At 45.8% G+C, this 18,308-nt stretch carries 17 protein-coding genes and 1 other RNA gene; all 18 read right to left on the bottom strand.

Features of this window, described 5'->3' with window-relative positions:
* On the bottom strand, positions 1–1,758 hold the full coding sequence (locus LG368_RS05780) for a peptidoglycan D,D-transpeptidase FtsI family protein (RefSeq protein ID WP_226753785.1): 1,758 nt from the start codon (positions 1,756–1,758) through the stop codon (positions 1–3).
* A 2-nt stretch (positions 1,759–1,760) separates the two neighbouring features.
* The gene (gene ftsL / locus LG368_RS05775; RefSeq protein ID WP_226753784.1) at positions 1,761–2,039 is read right to left on the bottom strand and encodes a cell division protein FtsL; all 279 of its coding nucleotides are present in this window, start codon (positions 2,037–2,039) and stop codon (positions 1,761–1,763) included.
* Positions 2,032–2,970 carry a 16S rRNA (cytosine(1402)-N(4))-methyltransferase RsmH gene (gene rsmH / locus LG368_RS05770; protein WP_226753783.1) on the bottom strand — a complete coding sequence of 313 codons (939 nt, stop codon included), beginning with the start codon at positions 2,968–2,970 and terminating at the stop codon, positions 2,032–2,034. Before rsmH ends, ftsL begins: the two co-directional genes overlap by 8 nt.
* The gene (gene mraZ / locus LG368_RS05765; RefSeq protein ID WP_226753782.1) at positions 2,967–3,422 is read right to left on the bottom strand and encodes a division/cell wall cluster transcriptional repressor MraZ; all 456 of its coding nucleotides are present in this window, start codon (positions 3,420–3,422) and stop codon (positions 2,967–2,969) included. Before mraZ ends, rsmH begins: the two co-directional genes overlap by 4 nt.
* A 147-nt stretch (positions 3,423–3,569) precedes the next feature.
* Positions 3,570–3,917, bottom strand: an RNA gene (gene rnpB / locus LG368_RS05760) — RNase P RNA component class A.
* A gap of 84 nt (positions 3,918–4,001) precedes the next feature.
* Complete coding sequence (locus LG368_RS05755) at positions 4,002–5,309, bottom strand: HAMP domain-containing sensor histidine kinase (RefSeq protein WP_226753781.1); 1,308 nt, start codon at positions 5,307–5,309, stop codon at positions 4,002–4,004.
* Positions 5,310–5,315: 6 nt separating this feature from the next.
* On the bottom strand, positions 5,316–6,014 hold the full coding sequence (locus LG368_RS05750; RefSeq protein WP_226753780.1) for a response regulator transcription factor: 699 nt from the start codon (positions 6,012–6,014) through the stop codon (positions 5,316–5,318).
* 199 nt (positions 6,015–6,213) lie between these two features.
* Positions 6,214–7,512, bottom strand: coding sequence for an adenylosuccinate synthase (locus LG368_RS05745; protein ID WP_226753811.1), 1,299 nt, complete (start codon positions 7,510–7,512; stop codon positions 6,214–6,216).
* Between the two features lie 38 nt (positions 7,513–7,550).
* Complete coding sequence (locus LG368_RS05740; protein ID WP_226753779.1) at positions 7,551–8,729, bottom strand: ATP phosphoribosyltransferase regulatory subunit; 1,179 nt, start codon at positions 8,727–8,729, stop codon at positions 7,551–7,553.
* Positions 8,730–9,037: 308 nt separating this feature from the next.
* Positions 9,038–9,919: a protease modulator HflC gene (hflC, locus tag LG368_RS05735; protein WP_226753778.1), complete on the bottom strand. Its 882-nt coding sequence runs from the start codon at positions 9,917–9,919 to the stop codon at positions 9,038–9,040.
* A complete protein-coding gene (hflK, locus tag LG368_RS05730) occupies positions 9,919–11,163 on the bottom strand; it encodes an FtsH protease activity modulator HflK (protein ID WP_226753777.1) in 1,245 nt (414 codons plus the stop codon). The genes hflC and hflK overlap by 1 nt, the downstream gene beginning before the upstream one ends.
* A 39-nt stretch (positions 11,164–11,202) precedes the next feature.
* Positions 11,203–12,492 (bottom strand): ribosome rescue GTPase HflX, encoded by a 1,290-nt coding sequence (gene hflX, locus LG368_RS05725; protein WP_226753776.1) that lies wholly within the window; start codon positions 12,490–12,492, stop codon positions 11,203–11,205.
* 36 nt (positions 12,493–12,528) lie between these two features.
* Positions 12,529–12,774 (bottom strand): RNA chaperone Hfq, encoded by a 246-nt coding sequence (hfq, locus tag LG368_RS05720; protein WP_012070321.1) that lies wholly within the window; start codon positions 12,772–12,774, stop codon positions 12,529–12,531.
* An 89-nt stretch (positions 12,775–12,863) separates the two neighbouring features.
* Complete coding sequence (gene miaA / locus LG368_RS05715; protein ID WP_226753775.1) at positions 12,864–13,796, bottom strand: tRNA (adenosine(37)-N6)-dimethylallyltransferase MiaA; 933 nt, start codon at positions 13,794–13,796, stop codon at positions 12,864–12,866.
* A gap of 1 nt (position 13,797) precedes the next feature.
* A complete protein-coding gene (gene mutL, locus LG368_RS05710; protein ID WP_226753774.1) occupies positions 13,798–15,717 on the bottom strand; it encodes a DNA mismatch repair endonuclease MutL in 1,920 nt (639 codons plus the stop codon).
* A gap of 93 nt (positions 15,718–15,810) precedes the next feature.
* Positions 15,811–17,139 carry an N-acetylmuramoyl-L-alanine amidase gene (locus LG368_RS05705; RefSeq protein ID WP_226753773.1) on the bottom strand — a complete coding sequence of 443 codons (1,329 nt, stop codon included), beginning with the start codon at positions 17,137–17,139 and terminating at the stop codon, positions 15,811–15,813.
* An 86-nt stretch (positions 17,140–17,225) separates the two neighbouring features.
* On the bottom strand, positions 17,226–17,717 hold the full coding sequence (tsaE, locus tag LG368_RS05700) for a tRNA (adenosine(37)-N6)-threonylcarbamoyltransferase complex ATPase subunit type 1 TsaE (RefSeq protein WP_226753772.1): 492 nt from the start codon (positions 17,715–17,717) through the stop codon (positions 17,226–17,228).
* A complete protein-coding gene (gene orn / locus LG368_RS05695) occupies positions 17,710–18,261 on the bottom strand; it encodes an oligoribonuclease (protein ID WP_226753771.1) in 552 nt (183 codons plus the stop codon). The genes tsaE and orn overlap by 8 nt, the downstream gene beginning before the upstream one ends.
* Between the last annotated feature and the right edge of the window lie 47 nt (positions 18,262–18,308).

Here is an 18,308-nt window from a genome sequence, read left to right as displayed (position 1 = left end):
TTATGGCCCCTTAACCACTTGATAAGGCGTCTTTTTAGGTTCTAAGCGCACTTCCCTAAGACCTTCTGGCAGATCAGGATAAACATTTAACGTGGTTAACGCCCCCTCCATGACACGAGAGAAAACCGGCGCGGCCACTTCACCACCGTAGTATTCCTGGCCCTTTGGATTATTAACCATCACCACCATCGCTAACCTTGGGTCAGAGGCCGGCGCAACACCAGCAAATAAGGCGATATATTGGTCGTATTCATAACCTTTCGAGCCCACTTTATGCACGGTTCCTGTTTTACCAGCGACACGATAACCAGGAATTTGAGCGGCCTTACCAGAGCCTTTTTGAACAACAGACTCCATCATTTTCACAACATCCTTCGCCACTTGTCGCGGAATCACTTGTTTGCCTTGAGTGGGAACATCTTGCTTAAAAATAGAGACAGGGACTCGATAGCCATGGTTACCCAATGTCATATAAGCTTGCGCTAACTGAAGGGTGGAAACTGACAAGCCATAACCATAAGACAAGGTCGCAATTTCTGATGGGTGCCATTTTGGGTGAGAAGGTAAGTTCCCTGATGCTTCTCCAGGAAAACCAATACCGACAGGCGTTCCAATGCCTAACTCATAATCCATATTCCAAACAGCATCTTGCGGCAACGACAAAGCAATTTTCGATGCCCCTACGTTACTGGATTTGATCAACAATTTCTCAAAGTCAATCACGCCATAGTTTGTTGCATCTCGGATCGTAAAACGACCAAATCGCAAGAAGCCAGGGGAGGTATCTATGGTGGTTTCAGTATTGTATTGACCTGACATCAAAGCCGCAGAAACCGTGAACGGCTTCATCGTTGAGCCAGGTTCAAACAAATCAATCACCGCGCGATTACGTAACTCTTCGTACTCGAGCTTTGATCTGTCATTAGGATTGTATGAAGGCTGATTCACCATGGCCAGTATTTCGCCCGTCTTCACATCTAATATCACAGCGGATGCAGAAGTAGCGCGATGCTCGGTAACGGCAGCCTTTAGCTCTCGATACGCTAAATATTGCAATCTAAGATCAATACTTAACTCAATGTTATCTCCAGGATGTTCTGCTTTATCTACGCCAACACCATGAATAATATTCCCGGTTAAATCTTTTAAATAACGACGCTGCCCCGGTTGGCCTTCTAATGCTTTATCGTAGGCAAGCTCTATTCCTTCTTGGCCTTTATCATCTATATTAGTGAAACCCACCACGTGAGAAGCCACTTCAGCCGCTGGATAAAAGCGCTTATATTCTTTTGTCTTAGTCACACCCTTAACATTCGCGGCCATAATGGTCTCTGCTTCACTTGGCGAAATTTGACGGCGTAAGTACATGAACGAGCGATTTCTATTTTTCTCAAAACGCTCTTGCAACCAAGATCGTCCAACCCCCATTGCTTCCGCTAAACGCTTAATTTCATCCTCCGGCGCAACATCAACGGAATCATCTTCTTCCAACGCCCAAAGATCTTTTGGGCTTGCCACTATCGTCCACGTTGGCGTACTAACAGCCAAAGGCTCACCGCGACGATCAAGAATCATTCCTCGAGTCGCTGGAATAGATTCCGTTCTCACGGCTCGCATCTCACCCTGATTCTGCAGAAACGCTTTATCAACCACAGTTAAATAAAACAATCTTCCGCCCGCAACCAGAAACAACAACAAAGCAACACCATAGACAAATCTAAAGCGCCATTTACCTGGGATATGATCGTTGATTTCCATGATTAAGGCTTCACTATAATGAGTTCATCTTGGGATGGAGCGTGCATATCTAAATCTTTAATAGCGGCCTGTTCTAGGCGGCCAGGCTGGGTCAGCGCACTTTGCTCAAGTAGCAGCTGCCCCCACTTCACTTCATAGTTAATTTCGTCTTTTTTTAACGTTTGCAGGTAAGAGAAATCTTTACGGAAATCATAAACTTGCACAACAACCGCCATCGACAATACCGTTAACACCACAACACCAAACGAAAAACGCCACAGTGAAAAGCGCACTTTAATCACTTACGCGCTCCAAAACACGCAACACAGCACTGCGAGAGCGCACATTATCGCTCACTTCTGATTGAGAAGGCTTAATCGCTTTACCAATGGTTTTAAATTTGATGTCAAGGTGCGCATTACGAATAGGCAAATGTCGCGGCAATTCGGGCCCTTTCGCTTTCAATTTCATAAATCGTTTCACCATACGATCTTCTAGTGAATGAAAGCTGATCACCGCCAAACGCCCACCCACTTTTAGAGCATTGGCAGCGGCTTCTAAGCCCACTTCCAAATCACCCAGCTCATTGTTAATGTGAATACGAATACCTTGAAAGGCACGGGTAGCTGGATTTTTCCCTTTTTCCCAAGCAGGATTGGCTTCAGCAACAATTTTTGAAAGCTGCAAAGTCGTCAAAATAGGAGTATGAGCACGGTATTCACAAATTGCTTTGGCAATACGTCGTGAAAAACGCTCCTCACCAAACTGATACATGACATCGGCCATCTCTTTTTCACTCACGCTGGCAATCCACTCAGCCGCACTCACCCCAGCATTAGGGTTCATGCGCATATCAAGCGGGCCATCATTCATAAAACTAAAGCCACGCTCAGCGTCATCAATCTGAGGGGAGGACACACCAAGATCCATCATGATGCCATCCACTTTTTCAACACCGAAGACGCGAACAATCTGTTCAGACATGTTAGCAAAGCTGTCTTGTACTATGGAAAATCGAGAGTCTTCTTGCTCAAGTGCATGACCATAAGAAATGGCCACAGGGTCCTTATCGAAACCTAGGAGACGACCTTGATCAAGACGCTCTAACACCAAACGAGTGTGCCCGCCTCGACCAAAAGTACCATCTACATAAAAACCGTCTTTGTCGGTCACCAACATATCAACGGATTCATTCAGCATGACACTAATGTGGTCTGCCATCGTTTTTGTCATAAGGAAATGTCCATCATGGTTTCTGTTTGTGTATTCTCAAGAGAGTCTTGAGATAAATAATGATCGCGCTGCAACTCCCACTCGTCTTGGCTCCAAATCTCTAACTTTTTACCTTGACCAAGCAGTGTTACTTTTTTTTCAAGTCGAGCAAACTCTCGTAGCGGCATTGGCAACAAAACCCTGCCCGCCTTGTCGATCTCTAAATCTGTTGCATGCCCTACTAATAAACGCTGCAAACGCCGCGCTTGCGGCTGAAATGTAGGCAAGCTATTAAGCTGAGCCTGAATAATCTCCCACTCCGCTAAAGGATAAAGCAGCAAACAACGAGAAATAGGATCAATGGTTATGACAATACTGTGGCTCTGGTAACAGGCAAGACCATCACGTAAACGAGCAGGAAGCGACACACGCCCTTTTGCATCGATGCTTACCTGATGAATCCCCCTAAACATGAACCTATCCCACTTATCGGCACTTCATCCCACAATTTAACACTTTTAACAAAAATAGTAAAAAGATTGACCAAACAATCAAACCGCAGACATAAAAAAAGCCGCCTTGAAAAGCAGCTTTTTTTATAAGCGTTAACGCTAAGAATGAGTACAAGTTGGCCGATAAGCCGGGTTCTGTCGTGGACAGTCATTCATCTAATCCGTACATCACTGCACGTCTCTAGCAACCTACCCGAACTCAGCGCGGGTCACGCCAAAGAGTTCCTATTTGGTCTTGCTTCAAGTGGGGTTTACCTTGCCACGAGCTGTTGCCAGTCGCGCGGTGCGCTCTTACCACACCATTTCAACCTTACCGGCAGTAAACTGCTTAGGCGGTGTATTTTCTGCTGCACTTTCCGTAGGCTCACGCCCCCCAGGCGTTACCTGGCACTTTACCCTGCGAAGCCCGGACTTTCCTCCCCTCAAAAAATGAGCGGCGACTGCCTAGCCAACTTGCGAGGCGCATGTTACTGATCAACACCACCAATAACAAGATTTTTCTCTACGTAAGACAAAAAAGACACCAATCGGTGAAACCAATCAAGCCAAAGGCAATTGAAAACACACCTCAAGCCCACCTTGCTCACGGTTGCGCGCTGTTATCTTACCTTTATGGGCACCAATAATACGCTGAGAAATAGTGAGCCCCACACCAAATCCACCACTGTTCGCCTCTCGCGCCTCGGAGGAGCGATAAAAAGCATGAAAGATTTTTTCTAATTTATCATCAGAGACACCTGGGCCATTATCGCGAACATAAACATAAGCAAAACCAGATTTTTCTTGCGTCTCTAACTCAATCACGCCCCCGTCACCCGCATAAAAACAGGCATTTCTCAAAACGTTTTCAATTGCATGGCGTAACTGCAGGGGGTCACCCAATAACGTTTTAGGAGAACCACCCAGCTTGATCACGGAAGTACCCTTCAACTGACTCTCAAAACTCACATCGGCAACGATATCGTCAAGCCATTCCTGCAGATCCATTTTCTCTTTTGATAATGACGCCGCTTCCAATCGGCTCAACGTTAATACTTGGCCAATTAATTCGTCTAATTCGTGTAGTTCGGTACGAATGCGACATAAATATCCCTTTTGCGCTTCAGTTCCGTGCTTATCTTCAGCAATGGTCAGCGCAACCTCAATCCGCGCAAGAGGCGTCCTAAGCTCGTGAGAAACATCTCGCATTAAACGCTCTTTTGAAGACAGCAGTGTCTCAATCCTGACAGCCATTTCATTAAATTCTAAAGCCAATTTACCGACTGCGTCACTTCTTCGCGCCAATTTATTGTCAACCCGAACCGCCATATCACCTTGGCCAAAAGAACGCGCCACCCGCTGAAGCTTTAACAAGGGCCCCAATAACCAATAGGCCAGCACGCCACTTGAAACAAGTAGACCTAAAAGAGAAAAGCCCACCACAGCCTCAATAGCCAAAGACTCCATCTCGGGGTTAGGCTGAAAAATCAACAAATATTGAACATTGTTTGCCCCAATCACTTGAATAAATTGACTGTCTAAAAAATCTGCAGAGGGTCGTCCAGAGACATTAGGCGCACTTTGCTCTCTAAAATTGCGCGGCAACGACTTTAACAACGAACGCCCATTCTCTTGATACAAATAAATCGTACCAGATAATCGTTTTTCTGCTTTTTTCGTCTCTTCTTCTAAGGATGTCAGCCCAAACTTTTCATACCCAGCGACTAACTGAACGCCAACGTCCCCCAGCAGATCAGCCGACACCTGGTTGCGTTTCTGGATAAACTGAACCATGCCCAAACCAATACTCACCACAACAATATTGGACAGTAGCACCACCAGAAACACACGCAGAAAAGTATTTTTCATAGACGATTAAGCACCTTGCTCTTCTGATACAAAAATGTAGCCCACACCTCGTACCGTTTTAATTCTTGGGTCACCATTATCTAGGTTGCCAATTTTTTTGCGTAAATTACTAATGTGCATATCTAAACTGCGGTCATACATGGTCAACTTACGACCAAGCGCTTTCTCAGACAGCTCTTGCTTAGTCAACACCTGACCTGGCGCCATTAGCATGCATTCTAATAAGGTGTACTCTGACGTTGTTAACTCAACCAACTCCCCTTCCAAATACACAGTTCGATCTTTGCGGCGCAGCAAAACACCTGAAAGCTCAATATTTGCGGTAGGGTCTTCTTCTTTTTCCTGACTTGCACGGCGAAGTATCGCTTTTATACGCGCCAACAACTCTCTGGGATTAAACGGTTTTGACAAATAATCATCAGCCCCCATTTCTAACCCCAATATACGGTCAATATCATCACCTTTTGCGGTCAGCATAATCACAGGGACAGCGCTTTTATTTCGGATTTGCTTTAGTGTTTCAAAGCCATCCAACTCTGGCATCATAACATCCAGTATGACGATGTCTGGCATATCTTCAGCCATCAAGTCCAAGGCTTCACGACCATTCCAAGCGTGTGTTACTTCATAGCCCTCACCGTCAAAATATTCTTTTATCAAGTCAGACAAGCGCGCATCATCATCAGCCAGTAATAATTTAACCATAAATACTTCCTTCTCGTTGTTCGTCGTTTCACAGCCATTAGGCCGATCATGTAATCAATTGTAAATATTACATTAGCACTCGGGTTCCCCCGCCCCTCTTTTCGCTCTATTTACAAAGAATGCTAAGATGGTGAACTTAGTAAGCCCTAAAACGAAAAAAGCCGCAATCAGCGGCTTTTTTGGTGACTCTAAAAAATCATTAAGATTTAAAGGGATCACGCATAACAATCGTTTCATTGCGATCAGGACCAGTAGAAACGATATCTACAGGAGTTCCAACTTGCTCTTCAATAAAACGAATGTAGTTTTGTGCGTTCGCTGGCAAAGCCTCAAAGCTTTCAGCACCCACTGTCGACTCAGACCAGCCAGGTAATTCAACGTAAACAGGCTGAGCTTGCTCATAGCCTTCACTGTCTACCAAGGAGCCTTGAACTGGCTCACCGTTTGAATTGACGTAAGAAGTACAGACTTTCACAACGGATGACCCATCAAGCACGTCTAACTTTGTCAGACAAATACCTGATACCGAACTAATTTGTACAGCATGTCGAACGGCAACAGCGTCAAACCAGCCACAACGGCGAGAACGGCCTGTTGTCGCACCAAACTCATGACCTTTTTGACCTAAACGCTCGCCGTCTTCGTCAAACAATTCTGTGGGGAAAGGACCTGAACCAACGCGAGTTGTGTAAGCCTTAGTAATACCAAGCACATAATCTAGGTACAAAGGACCAAAACCTGTCCCCGTTGGCGCACCGCCAGCCGTGGTGTTAGAAGAAGTCACATAAGGATACGTACCGTGATCAACATCAAGCAACGAGCCTTGAGCCCCTTCGAACATAATGTTCGCACCGGCTTTACGAAGATCATGCAGCAAGGTAATAGTGTCAGCGACCATTGGGCGAAGGAACTCCGCCATTTCAAGACCCGCTGCATACACTTCATCAAAAGAAATCGGCTCAACTTTATGGTACTCGACCAAAATAAAGTTGTAGTACTCCAGCACTTCTTTCAGCTTGCCAGCAAAGCGCTCAGCATCCATCAAGTCGCCAACACGGATAGCACGACGTGCCACCTTGTCTTCATAGGCAGGACCGATGCCACGACCTGTCGTACCGATTTTTTTCTCACCTTTTGCAAGCTCACGCGCTTGGTCAATCGCAATGTGGTAAGGCAGAATCAATGGACATGCCGCACTGATCTTCAAACGCTCTACCGCTGGGATACCTTGCTCTAGAAGTTCAAGCACTTCCGTTTTCAGTGCAGCAGGAGACAAAACAACACCGTTACCAATAATACATTGAACACCTTCTCGCAAAATACCAGAAGGAATCAAATGCAATACTGTCTTTTTCCCGTCAATGACCAAAGTATGGCCTGCATTGTGGCCACCTTGAAAGCGCACAACAGCAGCAACATCTTCAGTTAGTAGGTCTACAACCTTACCTTTACCTTCGTCACCCCATTGAGTGCCTAGAATTACAACATTTTTACCCATAATATCAGGTCTCACTTAGATTGTTCTTAAAGAAAACTCTAGCTTTGAACCGGCATCAACTGCCAGCTTCCATCAACGAAATCTAACTTAAAATCAGCATCTTCAGCATAGAAATCATCCAAAACTTCGACCACTCGATACCCCTCATTGCGCAAGGAGTTAACCTTTTGCCAAAGCGCTGCATTTGAGCAAATTGGCGACAAGACTGTTTTAGGCGGTGTTACCACCACATCTGCGAGGGCAACCAACGCCTTTACATCGGTACTAAAACCGGTCGCAGGACGAGAACGACCAAACACCTGCCCAATATTATTATAGCGACCACCACGCGCAATGGCGTTACCATGCCCAGGCACATAAGCTGCAAAGATGACGCCTGTGTGATAGCTATAGGATACCAGATCACTTAAATCGAAATGCCAGCCAACCATCGGAAAACGCGATGAGATACAGTCGCTGACACTTTTTAGCAAAGCAATCGCATCACGAATAGACTCGTTCACGTTACCCAACAATGAATGCGCTTGATCCAAAACTTCTTTGCCACCACACAAACGAGGCAATCCAATAAGCCACTGCTTTTGTTCGGCACGCATTGTGTCCAAGCTTTCAACATACCGATCTAGCTCTGGCAAATCTTTTGCTTTGTAAAGTGCAAGAAGCTTTGACTCCTGAGTTGCGTCCAAACCACAAGCCGCGAGAACACCACTCACAACATCAACGTGCCCTAGATCCAAAACCAAATCTGTCAAACCTGCAGCCGACAGTGTTTGCAACATCAAAGACAACACTTCAATATCACTCTCAACACCACCATGACCATATATCTCAGCACCTAATTGAATAGGGCTTCGAGTACCATCAAGACCCGCCGGTGTTGTTCTCAGGACACTGCCGCAGTAGCTCAAACGTTCAACCGCATTATTCTTAAGACAATGCGCATCAATACGAGCAACTTGGGAAGTAAAATCAGCACGAATACCCAGCAAACGCCCCGAGAGCTGGTCAATTACCTTAAAAGTTTCAATTTCAAGATCTGAGCCTGCTCCTGTTAAAAGGGAGTCTAGATATTCTAAAAGGGGGGGTATTACTAATTGGTAACCCCAACTTTCGTGGAGGTTCAGCAGAGTTCTTCTGAGGTGTTCGATCTTAGCGGCCTGTTCAGGCAAAGCTTCATCCACACCTTCAGGAAGCAACCAGCGATCTGCTAATGTCATTAAATTATCCTCTTAACGTCGGTCAAGTAATAAGAAGCATTAAGCGAAATAACATACCAATCAGATTCAGAAGGCGCACACCACTTTATAGCGGTTTACACTGAGACGATACTTTTACCATTGTACTGAATAAAAACATCGGCTTCTGCGATCAATAAAAACTGACATCAAAAGCATGACAGCCGACACATCCGCATAGATTTTCTGTATTTTGACCATTAAAAAACCGGGCTTGGCCCGGTTTGCGTAATAGTATCATGTTTCCTATTTTAACAAATAGGCTGGAACACGATTATTAATGAATAGTCTTAATTCGCGCTACGACTCGTAGAACTGTTCAAGTATTTGAAGAATTCACTGTCTGGCTCTAGAACGAACAAGTCGCTGCTACCGTTAAAGCTTTCACGGTAAGCCTGAAGACTACGATAGAATTCGTAAAATTCAGGATCTTGCGTGTACACTTTCGAGTAAATAGCGGCGGCCTTAGCATCGCCATCACCGCGAATCATTTCTGCGTCACGTTGCGCCTCTGCTTCAAGAACTACTTGCTGACGGTCAGCGTCAGCACGAATACCTTCGGCAAGCTCAAGACCTTTCGATCTATGCTCACGAGCTTCACGCTCACGTTCGGTTCTCATTCGCTGATAAACAGATTCACTGACATCTGGCGGTAAATCAATACGTTTAACACGAATATCAACAATCGAAATACCTAATTCCGTCTGTGCCACTTGATTCAAATCGTCACGCAATTCTGTCATCAATAAGTCACGCTCACCGGATACAACTTCGTGCATGGTACGCTCACCAAACTTATTACGAAGACCCGTATCAACACGAGAAGACAAAACGCGGTTCGCAACAAATTCATCACCTGAAGTCGCTTGATAGAATTTTGCAACAGAGTCGATTTTCCATTTAACGTAAGAATCAACAACAACCGCTTTTTTCTCTAGTGTCAGGTAACGCTGAGGGCGAGAATCCATGGTTAGAATTCGAGCATCAAACTTTTTAACGTCGTTCATGATCGGTAGCTTGAAGTGAATACCTGGCTTTACATCGTCTTCAACGATTTCACCAAACTTCAATACCACGGCACGCTCTGTCTCATTGACAACGAACAAAGTTTGAGAAGCAATCAGCACACCCAACAAAGCGACAAATAAAATTGAAAAAGAAAAGCCTTTCATTAGTTTCTGCCCTCTCTACGGATAGTTGCACTTTGACGCTTACGAATTTCATCAAGCACTTGGTCAGTTAAGCTACTGATATTGCCAGAGCTCATTGAACCCGCCGCTACGGATGAATCAGCACGCTGCTTCATAAGTTGATCCAGCGGCAAATACATCATGTTATTACCACCTTCAGTGTCGACAACGACTTTATTAACGTCTTTGTAAACTGACTCCATTGTTTCAATATACAAACGACGGCGAGTAACGTCTGGCGCTTTCGTGTACTCACGATACAAACGATCAAAACGATCGGCTTGACCACTTGCACGAGCAACAATTTCAGAGCGATAAGCTTCCGCTTCTTCTCGAATACGCTGAGCACGACCACGCGCTTCAGGAATGATACCGTTGGCATAAGATTCTGCTTCGTTACGGACACGAAGTTCATCTTCTTTGGCCTTGATAACATCGTCAAATGCTTCCTGAACCTGATTTGGCGCTTGAGTATTTTCGACGTTCACTTTGGAAATTAATAAACCCGTACCGTAAGCACTGCTGTAATCCTGAATACGCGTCTTAACCTCTGCCGCCAAGAGTTCACGACCTTCGGTTAGGATTTGATCCATCTCGGAGCTACCAACCACATGGCGCAATGCACTTTCTGTCACCTGAGCCAATGACTCTTCAGGACTGCGCACATTTAGTAGGAAGTCCTTTGGCTCTTGTACAGAGTATTGAACAGAGACACCCACTTCAACAATGGCATCATCTACAGTCAACATCAGCGCTTTGTGATCATGCGAACGTACTTTCGTCACATTGACCTTGCTTACTATGTCAATCATTGGTGGATTCCAATGAAGACCAGGCATAACGGTAGAGTGGTACTTACCTAAACGAAGCACGACACCACGCTCCTGCTGATCAACCTGGTAAACACCTGTCGCAGCCCATAAACCAATAGCCGCTATAAGCGCTACAGCAACAAGACCGCCACTGAATTTACCCGGCATTCCAGAGTTACCACCATCAGAACCACCCGATTTGCGGGATTTTTTAACCCCTAGCATACCCATGAGTTTCTGAAACGCTTCCTCTAAATCCGGTGGGCTTTGATCTTTTCCACCCGGTTTGCGACCCCAAGGATCATTGTTCGTTTCTTTTTCTCGCTCACCCTCTTGGCGACCCGTACCGTTATTACGATTTTTATCTGGGTTCCAAGGGTCGTTGTCGTTATTACCCGGTTCATTCCAGGCCATACTGCATCTCCACTTTATTTTAATGATAGTCTTGCGAAGCTAGGCAGCCACAATCTGATCTTCAGACATGCCTGCACGAGCCAGAATCTGCAAATAATCTTTTTTCGGTAACTTTACATCTAAAACGCAGCGACCCGCTTCATCAAATGACTCGGATTTGACTGCACCCTGCTCAAACAACATGGCTCTTAAACGCCCATAACTGCCTGGTAAGCACAGCGTTTCATTGAAAACATCTTCCGCCAATAACTCAGCAATCGCTAACTTCAATAGATCAATACCTTGACCATCACGAGCAGACAACCAAACTCTATAAGGGTTCCCGTCAGCATCACGATCAATGCGCGGCTCCGCCGTCGGTAATGCGTCTATTTTGTTAAAGACAATGAGTGTTGGAACTTCTTTAGCACCAATTTCCTCTAACACAGAATCTACATGCTTCATATTCTCATCACGAGAAATATCCGCCGCATCTACAACATGTAGTAGCAAATCTGCTTCGGAAGATTCTTTCAAGGTCGCTTGAAATGCCTTGATCAACCTATGGGGCAGCTGTCGTATAAAACCCACCGTATCGGCTAGAACAATCGAGCCAATTTGCTCAATATCCAAACGTCGCAGGGTTGGATCGAGCGTTGCAAACAACTGATCGGCAGCCAATACATCCGCTCCTGTCGCTCGATTGAACAAAGTTGATTTACCCGCATTGGTGTAGCCAACAATAGAAACAGTGGGTACGGAAGAACGATCACGGGATCGGCGATTCTGATCTCGTTGAGAACCCACTTTTGCGAGGCGCTTTTGTATGGCTTTAATACGCTCTCTTAACAATCGACGGTCGGTTTCAAGCTGAGTTTCACCAGGCCCACGCATCCCTATCCCGCCTTTTTGACGCTCTAAGTGCGTCCAACCTCGAATCAACCGAGTAGACATGTGCTGGAGTTGAGCCAATTCGACTTGCATTTTACCTTCATGAGTCCTTGCCCGTTGAGCAAAGATATCAAGAATAAGCCCAGTACGATCAAGCACACGGCACTGCAAAACGCTTTCAAGGTTACGCTCTTGGGAGGGAGACAAAGCATGATCAAAAAGAACCACTTGTGCTTCTTCTCGATCAACAATGTCTTTTATTTCATCTAGCTTGCCGGTACCCACAAAATACCTAGCATCTGGGCGTTGACGCGACCCAGTAACGACCGCTACAGGGTCAGCACCGGCCGAGATAGCCAGCTCAACAAACTCTTCTGGACCATAAGACTCATGTTGGTCATGAAAATCAATATGGACTAATACAGCTATTTCACCACTATCAGGACGTTCAAAAAACAATCTTATATTCCTCTGCTTGCCTTTTTAAAAGACAAGTTATTCAGCGTCATCTTCCGGCTGATCAGGAGACGGGATGCGAATGGTTCGGGAAGGCACAACAGTAGAAATGGCATGTTTGTAGACCATTTGACTTACTGTATTTTTTAGCAGAATCACAAACTGATCGAATGACTCTATTTGACCTTGTAGTTTAATTCCGTTTACAAGAAAGATAGAAACAGGCACTCTTTCTTTACGCAGAATATTCAGATAAGGGTCTTGTAATGATTGCCCTTTTGACATTGTGATCTCCTTAAACAAGCAAAAAATATTAAATAAAATATTGATAAAACAACTTTGTAGATACTACACCAAATCTTTTTCTATTACCCCTATATAATCCTGCTTTCTATGTAATTCAAGGCCTCTGGCAAGAGATCTTTTGACAAACTGTCAAAAACTTGAAGATCCTCCCAACCTCTTAGCCATGTCAGCTGTCGTTTTGCTAATTGACGAGACGCAACAATACCTTTAAAAACCGCATCGTCCAAAGAGTCTTCACCTGATAAATATTGCCAAAGCTGGCGATAGCCCACACAACGCATAGATGGCATATCACCGGTTAAGTCACCACGCAGATAAAGTGCCTCCACTTCGGCCAAAAAGCCTTGGGACATCATGTCATCAAACCGCTGCTCAATGCGACGATGCAAAATGGAGCGCTCTTGGGGCATAACCGCCATATTCACCATATCAAACGGCAATGACACCGCCTCTTGCTCAGCCCAGTAAGCGGTCATCATTTTACCGGTAAGACGATACACTTCAATCGCTCTTTGTAATCGTTGCGGGTCATTAGGATGAATACGTAATGCGGCCTTAGGATCGACACGTTGCAATTCTTCATGTAGACCATCCCAACCTTTCTCTTTCGCTTCTTGTTCAATCTCCGCACGAAGTTCAGCGTTGGCCGTAGGCATTGGCGCCAACCCCTTTTGTAAGGCGTTAAAATACATCATGGTGCCGCCAACCAAGAGTGGTGTCTTACCTTTTTCCAATATTTCTTGTGAGTGCCTGACGGCGTCTCCTACAAAATCTGCCGCGGAGTAGGATTCAGTCGGTTCAATAATATCAATCAACCGGTGAGGCGCTCTTGCCAGCAAGGCGGCATCCGGCTTAGCTGTGCCTATATCCATCCCTTTATACACCAACGCAGAATCCACACTGATGATTTCAAAGTTGTGTTTTTCTGCTAGTTCAACCGCCAACCCGGTTTTACCCGATGCCGTTGGCCCCATTAAACACACCACTTGTGGCTTTTTCATCTCAACGCCCCCTCAAAAAGAGCTTATCTAAATCTGACATACTCAAATGCGCCCAAGTTGGACGACCATGGTTACACTGACCACTTCGCTCGGTCACTTCCATATCGCGCAACAAGCTATTCATTTCCGGAATGGTTAGCTTACGATTAGCACGCACTGCACCATGACAAGCCATGGAAGCCATCAACTCATTAGCTCGCGACGCCATTAAGTCCGTCACACCATTAGCAGACAAGTCACTGATCACATCACGCACCAACCCCTCAACATCCCCTCGAATCAGAATAACAGGCACCTCACGCACCATCACACTTTCTAACCCAGTGCGCTCAACACGAAAACCGAACGACTCGAACACCTCACCACTCTCTTCCACCAAATCGGCTTCACTTTGGGAAACCGCAACATTAATCGGCACCAACAGAGGCTGTGATGCAATATTTTTCTGATAAAAAGCGGTTTTCATGCGCTCATAAACAATACGCTCGTGAGCCGCATGCATATCCACAAGAATCATACCTGACTGACTTTCTGACAAAATATAAATACCGTGCAATTGGGCCACAGCAAAACCCAAAGGCGGAACAGACGAATCATCCTGCACACTCAGTGCTACGGTATTGTCTGCAAACTCTCTCGGCACGTCTACTTCTTTAACTTCACCCGTTTCAGGGTCTACTGTCTCATTTCGAGAAGACGCGTACTCACTAGCATAACCAGACAGACGTCGCATACCATCCAACTGACCTCGAACTTGATTCGGCGTCACAGAATTTCTCGAAGACGACATCCAATCCGATGCCCCATCGGAAGAACGGCTTGCTAAAGGTAAAGCTGGCTGCTCGGTTATGTCATCTTGTTTTGTCGTCGATGGTACGCTGTCCTCTTGTAAACCTGCCGGCGCTGCACCCGATTCAGGTCGAACATCGGCAATCACCTTGTGAATTCGGCTAAACAAAAAGTCATGAACTAAACGCCCATCACGAAAGCGAACCTCATGCTTTGTCGGGTGCACATTAACGTCAACTGTCGCTGGGTCTAATTCAAGATACAACACAAACGTTGGATGGCGACCATTGTATAAAACATCCCGATAGGCTTGGCGAACAGCGTGCGCGACTAGCTTATCTTTTACCACTCGACCATTGACAAAGAAATATTGCAAATCGGCCTGTGAACGCGAAAACGTGGGCAAACCTATCCACCCCCAGAGACGCAACCCCGCCGCCTCCACATCCAGCGTTAGGGAATTCTCGATGAACTTTTTCCCTAACAAGGTGGCTAAACGATGCTCCGCATGCAATTGATCCGTAACAGGACGCAAATCATAGACTTGTTTACCATTGTGACTGAGTCGAAAGCCTGTTTCGTAGCGGCTCAACGCCAGTCGCTTTACCACTTCTTCCAAATGACTAAACTCGGTTTTTTCCGTACGCAAAAACTTTCTTCGCGCCGGCGTATTAAAAAACAAGTCTCGCACATCGATTGTGGTGCCTTGAGGGTGAGACGCAGGCCTCACCGCCGTAGCCATGTCTTTCCCTTCCGCTTCAACTCGCCAAGCTTCAGATTCACTTTCAGCTTGCGATGTCAGATGCATCCGCGAAACAGAACTGATACTTGCCAGTGCCTCACCACGAAACCCTAGTGTGTTAACCGATTCGAGATCGTCCAGCGTAATAATTTTACTGGTTGCATGACGACTTAAAGCCAAAGACAAATCGTCTTTTATGATGCCTGTACCGTTATCTCGAATTTTAATGCGTCGGACGCCACCCTGCTCCACTTCAATATCTAGCTGTGAAGCACCGGCATCGAGGCTGTTTTCTAGTAGCTCTTTTACAACAGAAGCCGGTCGTTCGACCACCTCCCCTGCGGCAATTTGGTTAGCTAAACGTGGGGATAAAAGATGAATTCTTTGCATGAACAACCTTTACAAATAAAACGCTGTAAAAGCGCTGTGAGAGTGAGAGTAACCGTAAATGTAACGCTCGTGCGCACACTAGAGAGCGAGTAGTCAGCCCGCAGGGATAACTAACTTTTGGCCAATCCAGATAACATCGTTCGTTAAGCTGTTGGTTTGACGCAACGTCGACAGTGACACCCGATTACGGCGCGCAATTTCTGATAAAGTATCGCCGCGACTGACGGTGTAGACATAACTGGATTGTTTATTTTTACGCCAAGCAACCAAAGTGCCTTCAGGTGCATTTTTGGTGAAATAATCCACGACACCTTCTGAGATTGAGCGCGCCAATTTGACTCTGTATGTTCTACTTGACAGGTTTTTCGCTTCTGTCTTGTTAGACACAAACCCTGTTTCTACTAAAATAGATGGAATATCTGGGGATTTAAGCACCACAAAACCCGCTTGCTGCACGGTATGCTGATGCAACACAGCGACATTTTTCATTTTACCCAAAACACTTTCACCCACATCGAGACTCATCTGAATCGTTGAGTTCATTGACATATCTAATAATACTTCAGCGAGCAGTTGATCTTTATCATCCAAGGATATACCACCAACGAGGTCCGCAGAATTCTCTTGCTGAGCCAACCAACGCCCCATCTCAGAGCTTTTTCCACTCAACGACAAAGCCCAAACCGATGCCCCCCGTGCACTGGGCTTGGTAAACGCATCCGCATGCACCGATATCATCAGATCCGCGTTCGCTTCTCGCGCAACACGGGAACGATCACGTAATTTCAAATACACGTCCGTTGACCGTGTTAATACCGCCTTAAAGCCATCGACTGCATTGATTCGCTTTGCCAGCTCTTTACTGATCGACAAAACAATGTCTTTTTCTCGAACTTTATATTGCCCCAGTGCACCTGGGTCTCGCCCACCATGGCCTGGGTCAATAGCGATCACGATGTCCCGTTTTTCTTTGGATAGGTTCGCCAAGCTTTTTACAATGGTGGCGGGCTTTCTTTCGCCATACTCTAATTCCACCAGAATGCGAGGGCCATAAGTCGCGTTCGCGGCTAATACCGTACTTTTTGCTTTTACTTTTTGCGCCAAATCCAACACAAACCGCACACCAGTTTCACGACGGGCATAACGGACACGCATCAAAACATCCGATGTGAGCGCCGACAGGCCGTTGACCACAGACGCATCAAGGGCCGCATCACTGACATCAAGCACGATACGCTCAGGGTTTGATAAGGGAAAAATACGATGGTCGGACGCTTCTGATAGCTCAAAGACCAATCGCGTCACCCCATCTTGCTGGGCAACGCGAATATCTCGAACTTGAGCGGCATAAAGGTCAAAAGCGGCCAAAGAAAGAATCAGTTGGAAAAAAATAACGATGTAAATTCGGATTTTAGTATGCATATCAAACAGCTGGCCAGTATATCTGACACACTATAACTGCTGATTAAATGGATCTCAATCTTACTTATGGTAAAGAGTTTGATCGATCAAGGTGTTAACCTTGCCCCAAGCTCCATCAGCGCCTCAGCCCCTTTTTCCGTTTGGCCAGTGAAAGTAAGATGTCGCCCCTGTGAAAGCAACGTAATAGACACCACAAGATCTGCGTCTGGCAATATACCTCGACCCATTTCAGCCCATTCAATAAGACACAAGCTCTGGTCAGTAAAATAATCCCGCACACCCATAAATTCAAGCTCTTCAGGGTCGCCCACACGGTAGAGATCGAAATGATAAGCGTCTAAGTTTACTAACTCATAAGGCTCCACCAAGGTGTAAGTTGGGCTTTTTACTGGACCGTCGTAGCCCAAGCCCTTAAGCACCCCTCTGACCAAGGTCGTTTTCCCCATCCCGAGGTCTCCCTCGAGAAAAACCACCCCGCCTTGCTGCAATACAGAGGACAAGGCGGTACCCAAGCTTTCCATCGCCTCTTCACCGTAAACATCCTGCGCCAGTTGCATGGCATTTAACCCCTTACTCATCAAAACCAAACATCGTTCGACGATAGTGCTTCAACTCACCAATGGACTCCAATATATCATCCATGGCCAGATGCGAACCCGATTTACTAAAACCTTCTAGCGCTTCCGGCTTCCAGCGACGGGCCAACTCTTTCACTGTACTGACATCCAGGTAACGATAGTGGAAAAACGTCTCTAACTTCGGCATATATCGATACAAAAATCGACGGTCTTGCCCCACACTGTTACCACAAATGGGGGATTTACCCGGCGACACATACTTTGCTAGAAAAGCAATGGTCTGTGCTTCCGCCTCTTCCATGCTGATACTTGATGACAGCACCCGTGCGGTCAAGCCGGAATCACCATGATGTTGGGTACACCATTCATCCATGGCATCCATTACCGCTTTTTCTTGGTGAATAGCCAAACTTGGCCCTTTTGCCAGTACATTAAGATGCTTATCCGTCACCACTGTTGCAATTTCAATGATGGTATCTGTATCTGGCTCTAACCCGGTCATTTCAAGGTCAATCCACACTAAATTTTCGTCATTTAAACTCATCGTCTTGCAAATCCTTTATTATCAATGCCAAGCATTATACTCTATGC

The sequence above is a fragment of the Marinomonas algarum genome, assembly GCF_020532605.1.
Taxonomy (GTDB): domain Bacteria; phylum Pseudomonadota; class Gammaproteobacteria; order Pseudomonadales; family Marinomonadaceae; genus Marinomonas; species Marinomonas algarum.
Note: the sequence above shows the minus strand (reverse complement) of the source record. Positions and strands in the feature narration are given on the sequence as shown.